This is a genomic window from Streptomyces sp. NPDC002754, assembly GCF_053592315.1.
This window is the reverse complement of record NZ_JBSFVM010000001.1, coordinates 68,604-84,915: the sequence shown is the minus strand read 5'-3', so window position 1 is coordinate 84,915 and position 16,312 is coordinate 68,604. Positions and strand designations below refer to the sequence as shown.

The window sequence follows — 16,312 nt, the reverse complement described above, 5'->3', positions numbered from 1 at the left end:
CGGGGAGCTGTGGCGGTCGGTCAGACGGTCGGGCACACGACATCGACGGGGGCGCTGGTGGCGCCGTCCGGGCAGATGTCGATGGTGATGAACAGCGACTCGTAGCAGCGCTGGATCACGCAGATCGCTTCTTCGGCGAACAGGCCGGTGAACTTGTTGTTCTTGAGGTTCGTCGAGTCGTAGACCCCGGACAGTTCGATGACGTCCTGGCGGGCGGCCACCCATGTACCGGCCGGGTACATCAGCGCGCTGATGCTCGTCGGGTACGTGGTCGGCGCGGACGCGGTCGCGATGTCGTCGAAGTCGTACAGGTACTGGATCTTGAGGTGGCGGTCCGCGAAGTAGCTGTCCACGCGTGCGTCGTTGACGGACACGAGGTCGACGCCGGTGCGCTTGGCGAGGTCGGCGCGGATGAACGGGCGCGTCCACGGCGGCAGCACGACCTCAAGAGTCTGCGTGAAGCTCATGCGGTTCTTCGTGCGCAGGTACACGGCCTGAAGTTCGAGGATGTCCAGGATGGACGTCGTGCCGCCCGGTGCCTGGTAGGAGCCGGTGCCCTCGCCCGCGGTGAACGCGACCGGCGTGGACCCGGCGATCATCTTGGCGATGATGTTTTTGTTGACGAGGTGCTGCTGTGCGATCAGGAGCCGGTTCGTCCAGTCCTGCACGAGTTCCGGCCACGCGTGGTTGGTCAGGATGTCCGTCTGGATGCACAGGCCGTACGGGGTGAGGCGGCATTCGTCGAAGTCCGGGCAGGGCAGCGTCAGGCACGGCTTGGCCTCGTTGGTGTCCGAGTCGGGGTCCCACTCCCACACGCCGTCCTGGAGTTGCGTGTAGACCTCGGAGTAGTCCGGGGACTGCGGGTAGCGGATGCCGCCGCGCGCGACCGTGATCGACGGAAGGTCGATGAGGCCCTCGGTGGTTTCGAGCGGGTCGCACAGGTCGTAGACCGTCTCTGACGGTGCACACCAGACTCCGGCCGCCGTCAGGCTCCCGCCCGTGAGGCGGCGTTCGTTCGCTGCGGCGTCGACGAGCGCACGCTCGGACTGGTCCGAGCCCCCGGACGCAATGAGGGCGTCATCGCGGGTGAGGGACAGTGTCGCGATCGGCAGTGACGTCTTGACGTTGTTGCCGAGGCGCATCATGGGCGACAGGCGCCGCATTGCGGCCTCGGCGAGCGAGCCGAGCCCGTCGAGGGGGGCCCCGGCCGCAATGCCGTTGATGTCGGCGGCGGCGGTGATCGACCAGTTGGTGTCCCGGCCGGCCTCGTCTGCGAGGCGGGCAAGGTCCCCGCCCGTACGGCGGCGGGCCGGGAGTCGGTTGGTGGCGGAGGCGGCCACGGGCTCGGCCGCGCCTTCGGTGGCCGCCTCCGCCTCGGCCGCACCCTCGGGGGCGGCCTGGCCGCCGTCGCCGTCGCCACCCTCAGGCGAAGCGTCGGCGGGGCTCTCGGTACGGGCAGCGAGGTCGCGCGCCTGCGCGGAACGCTGGTCGGCTTCCGTCTGCCGGGTCTGGCGGACGTCACGGACGTGGGTGAGGACTTCGGAGGCGGACTGGAGGTGTGCGAGGTCGTCCTCGCTGTAGTTCTGTTCGCCGTCGCCGTACACCTCGTTGAAGGCGTCGAGGGCGGCGTCCTCGACGGCCTGGAGGTCGGTGTCGGGGTTGTCGCCGAGGTAGTCCGCGACGAGCTGTGCAGCGCTGTCGGGGGTCTCGCGGATCTGTGCGAGCAGGGCGGAGAGATCGAGCTGAGACATAGCGTGCTCCCACGCATGACCGCCACCCCTACGGGTGGGCGGATGTCCCGGCTCTCAGCTCAGCAGACAGATCGGATATTCGGCTTGTGCTACACACTGTAGTGCCGGGGTCCCTTTTCCGTTGCTGGCTGCGGGGGCCCCGGCGTGTTGCTGCTAGTCCAAGGGGCGGCGTCCGATGTGCTCGATGTGCAGCGTCTCGGCTTCCGCGTCGATGCGGTACAGGACGCGCCACGCGGCGATGCGCAGTCGGCGGTGGCTGGTGCCCCACGCGGTGGAGCCTGCCGGACGCGGGTTCTCGGCGAGTGCGTCGGTTGCCCTGATGAGCTGAGCCATGGTCTGGGGGTCGTTCTTGAGGAAACCCGCCGCTTCATCTATGGCGGTGGGTTCCCACTGGACGTGCCAGGTCAACGAACGTCATCCTCCGTGAGCCCTGCGGCCTTCATGAGGATCTTGCGCGCCTCGGCCTGCGGGACTGCGGGCCGGTCGAGGCCCAGTGCGCGGTCTCGTTCGAGGCGGGTGACGGCGAGGGAGTCTTCGAGGTCTTCGAGTTCGGCCGGGGAGACGATGACGGCGGTGGGGACGCCCCGGTCGGTGAGAACGATGTGTTCGTGCTGGGCGGCGCGGCGGGCGAGTTCGCCGAGCTGGCCGCGTGCTTCCGCGATCGGATACGTAGACATAATCCCAGTGTACGGAACATTACAGCAGGAGTACACAAGGGGGCGTCGCGCACGAGAGGGCTCCACCCGCCACAGGCCAACGGGTGGGGCCCTCGGCCATGAGGGCGCACTAGTCGACGGTGAAGGCGAGTTGCCCCTCGACCGGCGACGGCGGGGCCGGAGCCGGGGCGTGCTCTGTGGGGACGTCGAGCCGCGGGGAGCACCTCCCGCACGGCTTGTACGAGGGCCGCCGGTCCGTCTTCGGGTACGGCAGGGCGAGCGCGGCGACCCGTCGTCGCATCCGGCGGTCGAGGCCGAGCACGTAGCGGTGTTTGGGCTCGTGAACGACGGGCTGTGCGTCGGGGTCGACGTTCTCCCGCAGCCACAGCGTGTTGTTCTTCCACCCCTTCTTCCGCACTGCGCGGGGATGGTAGAGACGCCCGCGCACCACGTGCGCGGGCTCGTAGCCGCCCTGCGACGTCGCCGTACCCGTGTACGTCCACCCGGCCGCCTGATAGACGCCGCCGTGATGCCCCTCGGCCGGGTCCGCATAGGACACGATCACGCGCAAGCCAGGATTGTGGCGGCGCAGCAGCCGCACCGAGCGGGACAGAATCGCCGTGAGCGGCACCGTGTGCCGCTCCAGGCAGATCCGCGTCAGCTCGGCAGCCTCATGCACGGTGACACCGAAGGGGCGCGCCATATTGCGGTTGGAGCCGTGCCCGTACATCAACACACCGCGCCACACCTCGGCCTCCCACACCCCGTGCACGACCGCGACGCCGCGCGAGGTCGTCGCCGAGTAGTGCCAGCGGGTGCACGCCTCATCGGCCGCCTCCGGGCTGATCTCGCCGACGGTCAACGTGGACGTGCGCGAGCGTTCGCCCCGCACGCCCGTCATGCCGCCTTGGCGGACGAGTTGGCGCGGGCGCTCGTGTACGTCCCACTCCCCTTACAGACCGCGAGGGCAGCCCTGGCCTCTAGCTCGGTCGCGTAGTTCTTCGGGGCCTGTCCGGTGCACGTGACGCGCCACACCGTGGCCTGGCTCTTGGAGCGCTTTCCGCAGCCGCATCCCACTTGTCCGGTCTCCTTCTTTTGAGGGTGGTTGGTCGGTTCAGGTCGCGCGGGCTTGGGCCTTGGCCCGCTCCCAGTCGGCGACGGCGGCGCACGCCTTAGCCCTCGTGTCCGGCTTCACGTTCCCGCCGCCGCCTCGGCACCACCGCTTGACGGTGTTGACGGCGGACGCGATGGCGTGCGACTGAGTCATACCTTTGGCCCGGAGATGCTTCGCTATACGACGGATGTACGGATTTAGGCCGCCGGTCTTCTCAACCCAGTTCGCGAATCCGACATCTTGGACATCGTCACGGGCGGGAGCATGCGCGGCGAGTAGCCCGTCATCACCGTCGGTGTCCTCATCGTCGGCGGCGAGGATCGCCAGAACCTCGGCGGCCTCGTCCTCGGTCAGCTCGACGGCCTGCACGTCAGTGGCGTCGAGGCCGAGGACGTCGGCGATGAACGCGACGTCGTCCTCCGATAGCTCCACTCCCCCAGCGGTGTCAGTGGCCGGGGAGGACTCCTTGCCGTCGTCGGCGCCGACCCCGGCGACCTTCGCGAAGTGGGCCGCTCGGGCGCGCCGTGCGCGCACGACGGGCTTCGCGAACTGCTGTGCGCGCTGCTGGCGGGCGAGGCGCACGGAGGCGTGGACGGTGTCGGCGAGGGAGAGTGCGGCCTGGTGGCGGGCGCGTGTGGCTTCGCGCTCGTCGAGGCGGCGGACGACCTCGGCGGCGACGGACGCCGTGGTGATCGTGTCGTCGTCGTGGATGAGGGCTCCGGCCGCGGTGAGGGATGCGGTGCGGGCGTACTCGTCGACGCGGGCGCGCGGCACCGGGAACCCAGGGCTGTTGACGGCGAGCGCGGCCACCAGTTCGAGGTTGCCGCCGATCGAGCGCCAGTCGCCGGATAGGGGGGCGCGGCGCAGGGTGGCTATCTGCTCGTCGCTCACGTGCGGCAGGACGCTGCCGGAGACCCAGATGCCGTGGGCGTCCTCGCCCGCGCGGACGGCGGCGACGGCGGCCCCGGTGTGGGCGTAGTGCGCTCCGGCGGTGCGGTAGTCCGCGGACATCGACGCGTGGTCGGTGTCGACGATGAGGTTGCCGACGGCCATGTCTCGCCCGTCGTCGGTACGCACGGCCCCGACATGAAAATAGGCGTAGTCGTACGAACTGTGCGGCACGGTGGTGCAGGTGCCGGGGCGCGAGCCGGTGTGGCAGGTGTCGGCGCCGTTGGTCTTCCACGCTGCGAGGTGCCCGTACACGCGGCCGTCGTCGGTGATCGTGATCGGCGCCGCCGCGTCGAGCTGCGGGTTTTCGAACCAGTCTGCCGGGGGCGCGAGAGGGCCGGCCGCCGCCGCAATGGGGTGGTCGTAGCGGCCGGTGCGGTGCAGGCGGGTCCGCACGGCAGGGCGGCGGACGGCGGCGTGCGCGGCGGTCTTGGGCGGGAACGGGTTGACGCCCTTCTGCGGGGCCTTCCCCTCACCGTCGGCCTTCGCGTCGTCGTCCTTGGGCTTGTCGTCGGCGGCGGTCTTGACGGTGCCGCTGACCTCGGTCTCGGTGCCGTCGTCGGCGCTGATCAGCAGCCCGTCCACGGTGCCCTCGGCGAGGTCGATGTCCGCCTCAACCCCACTTCCGTCCCCGTTCGTCCAGCCGACGGTGAACTCATCGGCGGTTTCGCCCGGCTTGGCGGTGTCCAGGGGCACCTTTGCGCCGTCCACGGTGACGGCGTCCTTGGTGAACTCGGCGTCGTAGGTCTGGTCGCCGAGCTTGATGACGAGGTGCTTGCCGGACCAGGGGGCAGCGGCCTCCTGGTCCGGCTTGTCCCCGGACCCAGTCGGGGACGACTTCGGGGCCTCGCCCGTGCTGTCTGCCTTGGGCGGGAACGGGTTGTCGGCGTAGGTGGTCTGGGACGGGCTGCACGAGCAGTCAGCGGTAACAGGCACGGCGTCCTCCTCGGAAGCCTCGGGGCTGGTGGTGTGGATCTTCGCGCCGTCGGCAAAGGCGGGATGGGCGACGAGGGTGGCGCCCATGAGGCGCCAGTCGGCGGCCGAGTCGTACGGCTCCCCCGCCTCGTCGTAGGCGAGTTCGTAGGTGGCGTCGTCCAGGTCGACCGACACCCAGCCGAGAAAGCCCTCGTCGACGCGGCGCGCGACGTCGGCGGCCTCGGGGTTCGCGGTGTCGAACCGGCCGGTCCCCCACAGTTGTCCGTCTCGCACGTCGACGGTGTCGATAACGCCGACGCACAGCGCCCCTCGGTGCTCGTCCTCCAGGCTGGGCTGGAACAGCAGCGGCAACGGCATAGGGCGGGTGCGCGCCTCGTCGGCCGGGGCAGCGAGTAGACGCCGGTCGGCGGTCATAGTGTCGAGTGGCGCGAGCGGCCCTTCCCAGTGCATGTGCCGGTCCATGGACGGGCCTCCTGAAGCGGTTACGGGCAGATCGGCATGCATTACAGCGAGTGAGCATCGGCAACGGATCGTGTTCGCCGGGCTTCCCAGGACGTCTCCCGGATAGCGGAGGGGCTCGCCGCCGACGATGAACGGCTGACCGGCCTTCACCCGCTGGCCATGAGCTACCCGGTGCGGAATGCGCGTGCGCTCGTCCGTGAGCGTCGCCAACCAGACGAGGGTGGGCATGACGCCGCCGCCTGCCTGCCCCTCGGCAATCGCCGCCGCATAGGTGCCGGCCGAGTAGGCGCCGTGCAGCTCACTAACTGCGACGCGCTCGATCCACGACCGGTGAACGTCGCCGTCGGGGTCCAGTACGGGCGCGATGGCGTCAACGGTTTCGTCGAGGGTCCAGCCCTGTTCGACGGACTGCATGAGCAGAGTGCGGATGTCGTCAAAGACGCCGGGCGCCCACTGCGACGTGGACAGTCGGTCGTGGACGGATGCCAGGTACACCTGGCGTTCTTGGGCTTCGGTGCCGCCGTACACGTCGCGCACGCCCGGCGGGCCCCCTGCCGTGCTGGGCGTGCCGGTGCCGGGGTCGTAGGGGGTGGTGTCGGTGTCGGTGGTGGCGCCGAGGTCGTCGAGGGCGTCCCAGAATCCGTCGGAGAACACGTCGCCGAGGGCGGGTTCGAGGTCGGTGAACAGTTCGTCGGTGAAGTCGTCTTGGGTGGGCATGCCGGTGGTGAGGTCGTAGGGGCGGCTCTCGGTGGCCGCTCGGGCGGCGTCGCGGGCGCGGCCCGCGGACCGGCCGAGGAACCAGGCGACGGCCTTGCGGACGGCCTGTGTGACGCGGGGCAGCCATTCCCGCTCGATCTGCTCGGACGCCATCAGGCCGCCGTCCTGCGGGTCGTGAGGGCCGTGCCGAGGCGGTAGGTGGTGTGCGGGGTGCCGGTGGCTATGAGGCCGCGCGTGTAGGTGTCGAGGGTGGCCACGACCTGGTCCGGGGCGCCGAGTTCGCGGACGGTGTCCCAGGCCCCGGACATGATGCGGTCGAGGTCTTTCACGTCCGCACGCAACTGGGTGTGGAGCGCCCACGGCTTCACGTTGCGGCACTGCCCCCGCACCGGCGCCGTCAGGAGCCGTTTCCCGGCGAGTTCGAGGGCGCGCATGACGGCCATCTCGCAGCGTCCGATGTCCCACGACGCCGCCGCCACGGTGGTCAGCTCGGGACGGCCGGCCGTCGGCTCGATCTCGCCCTGGGCTGGTTCGGCGTCGACCTCCTCGGCCGCGGGCGTGGTGGTCGTGGTGGTGCTGTCGGTGGCTTGGACGGGCAGGCCGAGGTACGCGGCGACCATGGAGGCGCCCTGCGGGGTCTCGGCGAGCTTGACCATCAACTGGTGGCGTAGCTCGTCCTCGGTCGGCGCGTCCGAGTCCGTGAACCCCGTTGCCCGTAGCAGTGCTTCGTTGCTGATGGCGTCGATCTTGAACAGTTCGAGTGCCGTCTCGGAGCGGTCGGGTTCCTGTGTGAGGTCGGAGACGTCGGCCCACACGACAAGGTCATCGGTGTAGGTGAGTCCGGCGGCTTCCATGGCGTACGGGAGCCACTCGGAGGTAAGCGCGGAGGTGATGGTCTGCAAGTTCGGCTGTATGTGCACGCGGATCGATTGGCTGTCGACGGCTTCGGCGTTCCAGTGATTCGTCTCGCCGATGCCGAGGACAATTTCCGGCGGGGCATCCAAAGCCAGGGCGATGTTCTTCCTTGCCGTCTCGATGAGGTCGGGGATCATCGCGTCGAACGGGGTGTCGGTGGTGATGTGCTTGATGCCGTTCACCGACTCGTCCGGCACGCGGATCACGACCGGGACGACCGCGGCGGCCGACGAGCGGTCTTCGAGCGGCGTCATGAACGCTTCCACCAGGGCGTTCATGTCGGCGTCTTCGAGGACCTGCTGCCTGTCGCCCTGCGTCGGCGAGGCGATCGTCGCGGACTCGGGGAACGTGAGGATCCCCGCCCCGGCGAGACGGGAGTCGGCGGTGGCGAGGATGTGGGCGTTGAGGGCGCGGAGCTGCCTGCACTCGTCGAGGATGCTGAACACCGTGGACGTGGGCAGCCACGCCTGGACCTCGTCGGGGTTCCAGATGCGTGTGACGCCGTCTTCGGTGAGCGGCACCCTGGTTTTCTCGTCGAGGATGAGGCGGACGTCGTTGCCCTTGCGCTCGACCTCGGAGGCGGTCGCCGCGACCTCGCGCGTCTTGCCGGTGTCGGGGTCTTCGATGCGGACGAGGAACGTCTGGCCGACCACCTGAAGGTGGATGATCATGCGTTCGATGAGCTGCGACTGACCCTGCTGGCCGCCCGCGAATCCGTTGATGACGGCCTGTATTCGGGCGTCGTCGACGGGCTCGGGGTCGCCGGAGCCGTCGGGGTCGATGCGGCCGATGAACAGGCGGGCGCGGGAACAGGCGGCGGCGAGCCATCCCACCCCGAACCGCACCAGGCCCAGGCGGTAGTACTTCCATGCTTCGGCGGCCTCGGGGCGGTCCTTGAACGCCACCCGGTACTGGTCCCGCTTGATCCGGGCGGCTGACGAAACGATCGTGCGCGTCGGCGCCAAGGAGGTGGCTTGGGGCGTGCGGTGTGCGAATCGTCCGCGCGCCATCGGCTACTCGCCTCCGTCGTCTTCTTCGAGATCGGCGAGCAGCCCCACGAAGTAGGAGGTGCCGAAGGCGAGGCCGACGGCGCCGAGTCCGAACTGCGCGTCGAGGATCGGGAAGCTGTTGACCAGCCACGCTATGTAGGTGACGGCGAGGGATACCCAGAATCCGCAGCACCACGGGCAGACGAGGAAGTCAGCGGCTCTTGTGGACTTTGTCCAAACGGTGAGCTTGGCCCGCAGAGGGGCGGTGATCTTGTCCGCTCCCAGAATGCGGGTGATGCGGGCTGACGCGCCGAACACAATCACGGCGGTGAGCAGCAACTGAAGAAAGAGCGGCATACGGGCAGTATGCCGTCCATGCACGCTGAGTTGTGATGATTGGCGTTGGTCGGGCTTGTCGGAACCCCACAACCCGGCTTACGGTCATAGAGCTTGCATCGCTCAGTGGTGCCCTGGTGGTCGTGCCCAGGGGGTGTGTCCACACAGGCGGAAGGGCCCCGGCGAATCCCACGGCAGCCGGGGCCCTTTCGTGTCCACAGGAAGGGGCAGGGGAAGCGGTGAGCAGAGGTATCCCGAAGCCGTACAAGGCCTGCTCGTGCCGGGTTCCCGGCACGAAGCGCCTCATGGGGAAGCGATGCCCGCGACTGCCCGAGGACGGCCACGGCGGTTGGTACGCGCGATACGAGTCCCTGCGCCTGCCCGACGGCCGCCGCCGACAGCCGCGCACCGGCCCTTACGAATCGGCGGAGGCGTGCGCGCAGGCCCTCGCCCACATGCTCCTCGCCGGGCCACTCGTGAACGAGATCCTGGACAACTACCTGATGTCGCTGGCCTGCGCCCCGCGGACACGGGAGAACTACCGCCGGTCCCTCCTGCCGGTGCGTGAACTCATCGGCGACAGCCCCGCGCGGCGCCTCACCGAGGACGACGTCCAAGACGTGACCGACTACCTGTCCACGTGTGGAGGCCAGCAAGGGAACGGCCTGTCGAAACGCACGGTCAACTCGGTGGTCTGCCTGCTGCGGGCCGCCTACGAACAAGAGATCTTCCAGACCCGGTTGAAACGGCGCGTTCTCCCCGTCGCGGCGAACCCCGGAGTCATCCCCCTGTAAAGGGCTACCAGTTCATGTGGCGGGGCATGCGGCACTTCCCGGCAGCGTCCATCGAGGGGCACGTGTCGTCGCCGGTCGCGATGACGAGGGCCACGCACAGCGCAAGCACGACCAGGCCGAGGACGAGGCCGGTACGGGTGAGCAGGAACCGGCTGAGATGGGTGCCGGTGCGGCCGAGGTGCCGGTCACGCTGCACTGTGGCCCGGCGCAGGTTCCAGACGCCGCAGACGGCGACGGTGACCACGCCGAAGGCCGCGGACACCCAGCCTTCGTGGAACAGACCCTGGGCGACGTAGGCGACCATGCCACCGAAGACCAGTGCGTACATGGCCCGGACCAGGACGTTATGGGCGGTCACTTGCGCGGCCAGAGGGCCCAGACGCAGACAGCGGCCATCAGGACGAGCAGCGGTATCCCCACCCAGTTCGAGACCGGCTCGCCGCCGCTGTACCTAAAGCCGTATGCCAGGTGGGTCACTGTCTTGCTCCCGCTTGATAAGCCCCCCGGCTGTTGATGTGTCCGGGGGACGTTAGGCGGCTGGCAGGGCGCGGCGGAAATTGATCAAGAGGGTTCGTTGCGTGTCTCACACACAGGGGCCCGGCCGCTCCCACCGGCCGAGCCCCTTTTGGATCGGGTCGTGGGTGTCTGGACAACGGCGACCGGGGGCGCGAGTCTAGTCGTCCTCGATGAGTGCGGCTGTCTCCGCGCGCAGCCGCAGCTCGGTTACGGCGGTATCCACCAGGCTGGCATTCAGCGTGAGGTCACGGATCGCGGCTTGGGCCTCGTCTGTGACGATCGTGCCTTCGGTGTTGTGCTTGCGCAGCTCGGCGACGCGGTCGACGACGAGCTGTAACAGCCCCGCGACGGTGCCCCGGTAGTAGGCGTTCGAACTGTCCAAATTCTTGGGCGAGTTGTCATCCATGACCGGGGAGTCTTCCGGTGCGCGGCAGGCGCACGGTAGGGCGCATTCGGCCACGGGGCCGGGGCACACGCGGCTAGTAGGGGCGGCGGGGCTGCTGGGTTCCGGCGGGGAACTGGTCGCGGCTCACACCGGCCGCGGTCTGCATGCCGCGGCGGGCGGCTCCGGGCGGGGGCATCAGTTCCTTGACGAGGTAGACGGACGCGTCGATGCGGCCCGGCGACATGTGGGCGTCTGCGGTCCACTGGCACCACTCCGCTACCAACTCCGGTAGCTGCGCGCCTAGTCGGACGTTGTCCTCGCGGATGGCCTGGGCGATGGGTTCTCCGCGGAGGAGCTTGCCCTTTCGTGCGTGGACGCCGTGGAGGTACGGGCGCATGCGGTCTTTCTCAATGGCGCCCTCTTGCTGAAGGGCGTCCCATGCGGCCTTAATGGCGATCTTCACTAGATCGCCGCCGAAGTTGGTTTCGTAACAGATCCGGTCGGCGTCGACCTCGATCGCCAACAGGCACGCTTTGCGGGCCCACTTGTCGGACGACATGAAGCCGGTGCGGTCGTGGGTGAGGTACACCTTGCCGTCGTCCGCGAGGTGGCCGGCCACGATTCCGGCAGTGTCGCCGTGCCCGCCGCCGGAAGGGTCGATGGCGACCGCGGACCGGGTCGCCGGGGGCGGGGCGAGGTGGGTTCGCTGACGCATCAGCTCGGCGTCGACCAGGCCGCCCTCGGCGGGGGTCGGCCTGCCCATATACAAGGCGGCCCAGTCGCGTGGGGTGGAGGTGCGGCGCTTGTCTTCCCAGTGCGCGAGGAGGGCTTCGCGGTCGTCGTCGTCGATCTCGGGGTGTGTGAGGGGGGCGCCGGGGGCGCGGCCGAGGGGGTCGGGGTGGAGGCCGGAGGCGATGGCTTCGAGGTCGAGGACGCGCCACCGGCCGCCCTCGTCGGCGCGGCCTTCGTGGTGCAGGACGCGGGCGGCGAGGTCGTCTTCACTCCAACGCGTCAAAATCATCACTATTGGGGCGCCGGGCTTGAGGCGGGACAGGAAGACGGACGACCACCAGTCCCACACCTTCTGGCGCATGAGGGGGGAGTCGGCTTCGGCGCGGTCCTTATGCGGATCGTCGACGATGCCGAGGTGGGATGAATGCCCGGTAAGTCCCCCTCCGATTCCGACACTTCGAACACCACCGTCCGTGGTGAGGGACCAGTCGTAGACCTCTTGGGCGCCCGCCTGGAGGTGAAGACCGAAGGCGGCGCCGCTCGCGCCCGCCAGCTGCCGCACGGCGCGCCCCTTCTTCACGGCGAGACTGGCCGCGTACGAGGCGATGGAGACGCGGTGGCGCGGGTGGTGGGCCAGCCACCAAAGCGGCAGCAACTCGGACACAAGGGTCGATTTGCCAATTTGCGGGGGCGTTGTAATCAGCAGCCGGTCCCCGGAGTCCGTCGTCAGCCGCGACAGCTCGTCGTCTATGACCTTCGTGTGAGCGCGGATGTGGAATGGCCGGCCGATGACGTAGCGGCCCATCTTCGCGGGCGAGGTCATGGCGGCGTGCGCGGCGTACTGGCGGCGCATGGCCCGGAGTTCGGCTTCCTCAATCGTCGTCATCGAGCAGCTCCGCGGGGTCAAGTTCGCCGATCGGGGTGGCTATCGCGTGTTCCAGGGACGTGCGCAGTTCCTCGAACTGAAGGGCTCGTGCGGCGGGGTCCGCCGAGACGGCGGTCACGGTGATGGGGGCGGCGCCCGGCGTGCCGGAGACGGCGACCCGGTCGGGCTCGCCGAGGGCCTGTCGCTGGATCTGGGTGAGAACCTGCGCCCACCGGGAGAGGTCGCCGGGGGTGAGTTCGTCGGGGTTGAGATCCTTGAGCCGGGCGGCGACCTTGACGAGCATGCTCCGCGACAGCTTCAGCTGTTCGTCGACGATGCGTTTTCGCTCGTCGGCGAGCTTGTCGAGGAACAGGCGGTCCTGTTCGCGGTCCCATGCCTTGGCGCGTTCGCGCCACCGGTAGCGGTGGGCGATGTTGTGCAGGTACGAGGCGGACATGCCGATTTCCTCGGCGACCGCGCGCACGGACCGGGCGCCACCGAGGAGCTGGTACCGGGTGTACCTGCGGTACTGGGCGTCGGACTCGCCGGTCTGCTGGTCCCACAGTTCCCGGCCGTCGTCGGTGAAGGTGATCGGCGTGTCCCCCGTGGTCATGCCGCCGCCTCGCGCATCGCTTTGAGGAGTCGTGCGGTGTCGAGGAGGAGACACAGGACGGAGTCGGTGAACTCCTCGGCGGAGGCTTGGAGGGCGGCCCGGTACAGGGCGGGCGGGAGGTCGGGGTCGTTGTTGGCGTAGGCGACGATGAACCGCATCGCGAACAGCGAGGCCGGTTCGAGGTCCCTGTCCTCACGGGGTATTGCCTGCCACATGTCCCCGGCGTCCGTGTCCGGGGCGGCGCCGTACAGCTTGACCATGGACTGGCGGGCGATCTCGGCGAACCCGCAGCACGCCGCGTACATGGTGTACGGGTCTTCGGTGGCGGCGATGGTGTCGAGGGCCTCGCCGACGCCCTCGTCGTTGCCGTCGAGGGCGGCGACGATGGCGTTCATCGTGTGCTGCGCGAGGTCGTCGTCATCCACGGTCAGGTTCCGATCTGTAGGGCGTCGGCGGCTTCGGCGGCCCGTTCAGTCAGGGCGGCCTCGGCGCACGTCTTGTGGGCGGGGGCGCGGCGGGAGTCGCGGAGCTGTGTGGACTCGCCGCAGTACCGGCACGGTTTCTCGGTCCGGGCCCAGTGGGTGTGGTCGGTCCAGTCGAGGAGGTTGCCGGGTATGTAGGCGTCCTGACCGGTGCGGCGCTCGCGGCGGGCCACGGCTACTCGCCGACGCGTTCGGGCCAGTGCCACGAGCCGGGCCGGTGATCGCCGTCCGGGGCCTCGTCCTGAAGGCAGACGTCTTCGATGGTCCAGCCGTTGGGGTGGAACACGGTGAGGGCGACGTTCCAGGGGCCGGTGTCGTCGAGGGTGATCGGGTCCGTGGCGCGGCCGTGGACTTCGGTGATGACGGCGGCGCGGCAGCGCGACGTGCCCTTGAGGCTCCCGTAGGCCACAAAGTGGACGGCGCGGCACACGGTGGGTTTCATGTGTCCTCCCCCACCGGCTCGGGCTCGGGTGCGGGCTCGGGGTTGTCGGTGTGGGTGCGGTCCTCGGCGGCCTCGTAGACGGTGAGGCAGAGACCGGTGGCGGCGAGGAGGATCAGCACGATCATTGCGGCCTGGGCGACGTGGACGGCTGGCCAGTTGAAGACCGAGGTGCACAGTGCGTAGGTGCCGACTGCTGCGGCGAACACGGCGGCGGCGAGGGTGATCCGGGCGGTGTGCGTGTCGGGCCACTTCATCTGAGTATTGTCGCGATCACTGTCGGTTTTCGACAAAGGAACGCGTAAATTCGCCGCGCCCTGGGGCAAATCCTTGTAGAAACCCACCTAGCGTGAGGGTGCGCGCACGCAACGCACAAACGTTTCTGCACGCGCCACCCCCACAACCGGCCCCGCCCTACGCGCTCCGCACGAGCCGCGGCCCCCTGCACCGCCGGTAGAGGCGTTCGACAGCGGCCGGCCTCGGCTCGTCGGGCGTGCGGTCGACGAGCACCAAGCGGTACTCGACGTCACGGAACCGGCCGTTGACGTACCGGCGCCGGTCGACCTTCACGCCGTACCGGCGAGCCAGACCCGCCGCCGTGATGGCCTGCGCCGTCTCGGTGCACGCCTGCCACGCTTTCGCCTTGGTGTGCTTGCCGTGCCACCGGTTCAAGACGATCTGCTCTGATTCCACAACAACAACCCCCAGTGCGTATGCGGTGGTTACTCGGACGTGCGCAGTGCGAACGCCACGTCGGCGTAAGCGGGTATCTGGTCGACGCACGCCGAAGCGACGTCGGTCACGGCAACGTCCCGGACCGGGGTAGCCGACCACTCACGCGGCCCGGTGCGGACGATGGTGCAGTCGACGCGCTCGCCGTCGTGGAGCGTCACCCACGCCTGGCGCGGGGCGTCGACGAGGTCAACAGGCATACGGTCGTTCATGAGTCGGTCCCTTCTGCTGCGGCGGGCCAGGTAGGCGCGATGGTCACTGCGCCAGACGAACGGCTGGATAGCGACCGCCAGTCCGCTCGCCGCCATGCCCAGCGGGTTGCCGACGTTGACGACAATCGCCGTCAACGCCATCGAGGTGCAGAACACGGGCACGTAGGGCCGCCACGGCTTCACCGGACGGCCTCGGGGCAGTCGGCGTAGTGCCCGGCCGGAACGAAACAGTCCCCCGCCGCGCCGCACGTGCATGCCTGCCCGTCGGCCTCGGCAATGACGGTGTGCGTCTCGACGACCCCTACGACGCGGGCAGCGCGGCCCCAGCGGCCTTGATGCCCGCGCATCGTGGCCGTGGCCTTGTCCAGGTCGGTGGTGCGGGAGTTGCTGATCACCCACTCCTCGGCGACGTCGTCGTACACCTCGACCACGTAGTTCACGTTCGGCGGCCGGGCCTGGTCCTGGGCGGCCTGGTCGGCCTGGCGGCGTAGGTAGGCGGCGGCGTACCGGACCTCCACGTCGATGCCGGGGCCGGTGTACTCGGCGTCGATGGCGTCGGCAGCAGCCCGCCACTGGGCAGGGTCGACGCTGGTCATTTCGGCTCCGGGAAGGGCTCGGGGGCGGCTCCGCCGGAGCGGAAGGACAGGGCAGTGACGGTCTGGCCGAGCCGGTAGGCGTTCCACGCTTTGATGGTGAGCGCGAGGTAGTGGTAGGTCGGGTAGCGGGCGGTCCCCCGGTGCATCTGCTGGGCACGGCTGCGCAGTTGGTAGACGGGGTCGGTGTCGTCGATGTTGGCGCCGCTTTGCAGGCGCGCCATGAACTCGGACGTGTCCGGGCCGTCGAGACGGTCAAAGAGCCAGTACGCGACACCGACGGCCGAGGCAGGGATGAAGCACGACCGGGCAATCGTCTTGCCGTGCTTGGTGTACGACCGCAGTTCGGGGTGCCTGTTCAGGAAGTCCAGGCACTCGGCGGCGGTGAACGTGTCGCGGCGGGTGAAGCCGTGCATGCGGTCGCCTGAGTAGTGCGTGTAGGTCAGTGCGCGCCTGACGACGGCTGCCAGCGTGTGGACGTCGATCTCGCCGCGCAACTGCAACACGTCGGACAGGGTGCGGCGGATACCGGAGTCCATGGTCTCCTGCGCCTCGGGCGGCAGGCCGGTGACGACGAACATGGGTATCGCCTTGTCGGCCTCGACGATCGCTGCCAGGCGGTGCTGTCCGTCGAGCAGTACGCCGTTCTCGTCGAACCGGAGGGCGTCGCCGTTCTCCAGCCATGTCTTGGCGAGGATGTCGCGTGCGTACGCCTCGACGCGGTCCGGACGTGTGCCGCGGTTGTGGCTGTTGGCCTCGGCCAGCCACTTTGCGGCCATAGCCGGAGTGATCTCGGTGCGCTCAAAGGCGATTGCCATGGGTGGGGCCTTCCTGGTCAAGACTGGCGAGGAGACTGCGGAGGTAGTCGGCGGGGCGTTCCAGCAGGTCACAGACGTGCCGGTCGGTGACGGGTGTGGTGCTGCCGTCGGCGTGCACGGCGTGGAAGCGGTGGTCGGCGCCCAGGGCGAACTGGGCATCGGGGATAACTTCCTGCGCTGTACCGTGCCCGCTGGTGGGACGGGTGGGGATCTTGGCTGAAACCTGCACCCTGACGCCGGTGGCGGTGATCCATGTCGCGGTGCCGACGCCGCCCCGTGTGGGGGTGGAGTCGACGAGCCGCGCCAC

General features: G+C 69.2%; 21 protein-coding genes. 1 reads left to right on the top strand and 20 read right to left on the bottom strand.

Going from position 1 to position 16,312, the window contains the following annotated elements:
- Window positions 1-20: 20 nt before the first annotated feature.
- From ACWD2L_RS00420 to ACWD2L_RS00390, 7 genes are all read right to left on the bottom strand, one after another.
- Complete coding sequence (locus tag ACWD2L_RS00420) at window positions 21-1,751, bottom strand: major capsid protein (RefSeq protein ID WP_451186930.1); 1,731 nt, start codon at window positions 1,749-1,751, stop codon at window positions 21-23.
- Between the two features lie 153 nt (window positions 1,752-1,904).
- On the bottom strand, window positions 1,905-2,159 hold the full coding sequence (locus ACWD2L_RS00415) for a type II toxin-antitoxin system RelE family toxin (protein ID WP_451186928.1): 255 nt from the start codon (window positions 2,157-2,159) through the stop codon (window positions 1,905-1,907).
- Window positions 2,156-2,428: a type II toxin-antitoxin system Phd/YefM family antitoxin gene (locus tag ACWD2L_RS00410; protein ID WP_451186926.1), complete on the bottom strand. Its 273-nt coding sequence runs from the start codon at window positions 2,426-2,428 to the stop codon at window positions 2,156-2,158. Before ACWD2L_RS00410 ends, ACWD2L_RS00415 begins: the two co-directional genes overlap by 4 nt.
- Window positions 2,429-2,537: 109 nt before the next feature.
- On the bottom strand, window positions 2,538-3,308 hold the full coding sequence (locus ACWD2L_RS00405) for a Mom family adenine methylcarbamoylation protein (protein WP_451186924.1): 771 nt from the start codon (window positions 3,306-3,308) through the stop codon (window positions 2,538-2,540).
- A gap of 213 nt (window positions 3,309-3,521) precedes the next feature.
- Window positions 3,522-6,737 (bottom strand): phage minor head protein, encoded by a 3,216-nt coding sequence (locus ACWD2L_RS00400; RefSeq protein WP_451186922.1) that lies wholly within the window; start codon window positions 6,735-6,737, stop codon window positions 3,522-3,524.
- On the bottom strand, window positions 6,737-8,509 hold the full coding sequence (locus ACWD2L_RS00395; protein WP_451186921.1) for a hypothetical protein: 1,773 nt from the start codon (window positions 8,507-8,509) through the stop codon (window positions 6,737-6,739). Before ACWD2L_RS00395 ends, ACWD2L_RS00400 begins: the two co-directional genes overlap by 1 nt.
- A gap of 3 nt (window positions 8,510-8,512) precedes the next feature.
- Window positions 8,513-8,845: a hypothetical protein gene (locus tag ACWD2L_RS00390; protein WP_451186919.1), complete on the bottom strand. Its 333-nt coding sequence runs from the start codon at window positions 8,843-8,845 to the stop codon at window positions 8,513-8,515.
- Between the two features lie 218 nt (window positions 8,846-9,063).
- Here ACWD2L_RS00390 and ACWD2L_RS00385 point away from each other — a divergent pair, with 218 nt between their 5' ends.
- A complete protein-coding gene (locus tag ACWD2L_RS00385) occupies window positions 9,064-9,618 on the top strand; it encodes a hypothetical protein (protein ID WP_451186917.1) in 555 nt (184 codons plus the stop codon).
- A gap of 4 nt (window positions 9,619-9,622) precedes the next feature.
- On the opposite strand, the gene ACWD2L_RS00380 is transcribed toward ACWD2L_RS00385, so the two are convergent.
- The 13 genes from ACWD2L_RS00380 to ACWD2L_RS00320 all read right to left on the bottom strand — a co-directional run bounded on the left by ACWD2L_RS00380 (window position 9,623) and on the right by ACWD2L_RS00320 (window position 16,312).
- A complete protein-coding gene (locus ACWD2L_RS00380; protein WP_451186915.1) occupies window positions 9,623-9,976 on the bottom strand; it encodes a hypothetical protein in 354 nt (117 codons plus the stop codon).
- A 315-nt stretch (window positions 9,977-10,291) separates the two neighbouring features.
- Entirely contained in the window at window positions 10,292-10,540 is a 249-nt protein-coding gene (locus ACWD2L_RS00375; protein ID WP_451186913.1) for a hypothetical protein, read from the bottom strand.
- A gap of 73 nt (window positions 10,541-10,613) precedes the next feature.
- A complete protein-coding gene (locus ACWD2L_RS00370; protein ID WP_451186912.1) occupies window positions 10,614-12,137 on the bottom strand; it encodes a terminase large subunit domain-containing protein in 1,524 nt (507 codons plus the stop codon).
- The gene (locus tag ACWD2L_RS00365) at window positions 12,124-12,729 is read right to left on the bottom strand and encodes a hypothetical protein (protein ID WP_451186910.1); all 606 of its coding nucleotides are present in this window, start codon (window positions 12,727-12,729) and stop codon (window positions 12,124-12,126) included. The genes ACWD2L_RS00370 and ACWD2L_RS00365 overlap by 14 nt, the downstream gene beginning before the upstream one ends.
- On the bottom strand, window positions 12,726-13,154 hold the full coding sequence (locus ACWD2L_RS00360; protein ID WP_451186908.1) for a hypothetical protein: 429 nt from the start codon (window positions 13,152-13,154) through the stop codon (window positions 12,726-12,728). The genes ACWD2L_RS00365 and ACWD2L_RS00360 overlap by 4 nt, the downstream gene beginning before the upstream one ends.
- Before the next feature lie 2 nt (window positions 13,155-13,156).
- Window positions 13,157-13,384 carry a hypothetical protein gene (locus ACWD2L_RS00355; RefSeq protein ID WP_451186907.1) on the bottom strand — a complete coding sequence of 76 codons (228 nt, stop codon included), beginning with the start codon at window positions 13,382-13,384 and terminating at the stop codon, window positions 13,157-13,159.
- A 2-nt stretch (window positions 13,385-13,386) separates the two neighbouring features.
- Window positions 13,387-13,653: a hypothetical protein gene (locus tag ACWD2L_RS00350; protein ID WP_451186905.1), complete on the bottom strand. Its 267-nt coding sequence runs from the start codon at window positions 13,651-13,653 to the stop codon at window positions 13,387-13,389.
- A complete protein-coding gene (locus ACWD2L_RS00345) occupies window positions 13,650-13,907 on the bottom strand; it encodes a hypothetical protein (protein ID WP_451186904.1) in 258 nt (85 codons plus the stop codon). Before ACWD2L_RS00345 ends, ACWD2L_RS00350 begins: the two co-directional genes overlap by 4 nt.
- A 157-nt stretch (window positions 13,908-14,064) precedes the next feature.
- Window positions 14,065-14,322, bottom strand: coding sequence for a hypothetical protein (locus ACWD2L_RS00340; RefSeq protein ID WP_451186902.1), 258 nt, complete (start codon window positions 14,320-14,322; stop codon window positions 14,065-14,067).
- Between the two features lie 50 nt (window positions 14,323-14,372).
- On the bottom strand, window positions 14,373-14,777 hold the full coding sequence (locus ACWD2L_RS00335) for a hypothetical protein (RefSeq protein ID WP_451186900.1): 405 nt from the start codon (window positions 14,775-14,777) through the stop codon (window positions 14,373-14,375).
- Window positions 14,774-15,190 (bottom strand): hypothetical protein, encoded by a 417-nt coding sequence (locus tag ACWD2L_RS00330; RefSeq protein WP_451186898.1) that lies wholly within the window; start codon window positions 15,188-15,190, stop codon window positions 14,774-14,776. The genes ACWD2L_RS00335 and ACWD2L_RS00330 overlap by 4 nt, the downstream gene beginning before the upstream one ends.
- Window positions 15,187-16,005, bottom strand: a complete 819-nt coding sequence (locus tag ACWD2L_RS00325; protein WP_451186897.1) for a hypothetical protein — start codon at window positions 16,003-16,005, stop codon at window positions 15,187-15,189. Before ACWD2L_RS00325 ends, ACWD2L_RS00330 begins: the two co-directional genes overlap by 4 nt.
- On the bottom strand, window positions 15,989-16,312 hold the full coding sequence (locus ACWD2L_RS00320; RefSeq protein ID WP_451186895.1) for a hypothetical protein: 324 nt from the start codon (window positions 16,310-16,312) through the stop codon (window positions 15,989-15,991). The genes ACWD2L_RS00325 and ACWD2L_RS00320 overlap by 17 nt, the downstream gene beginning before the upstream one ends.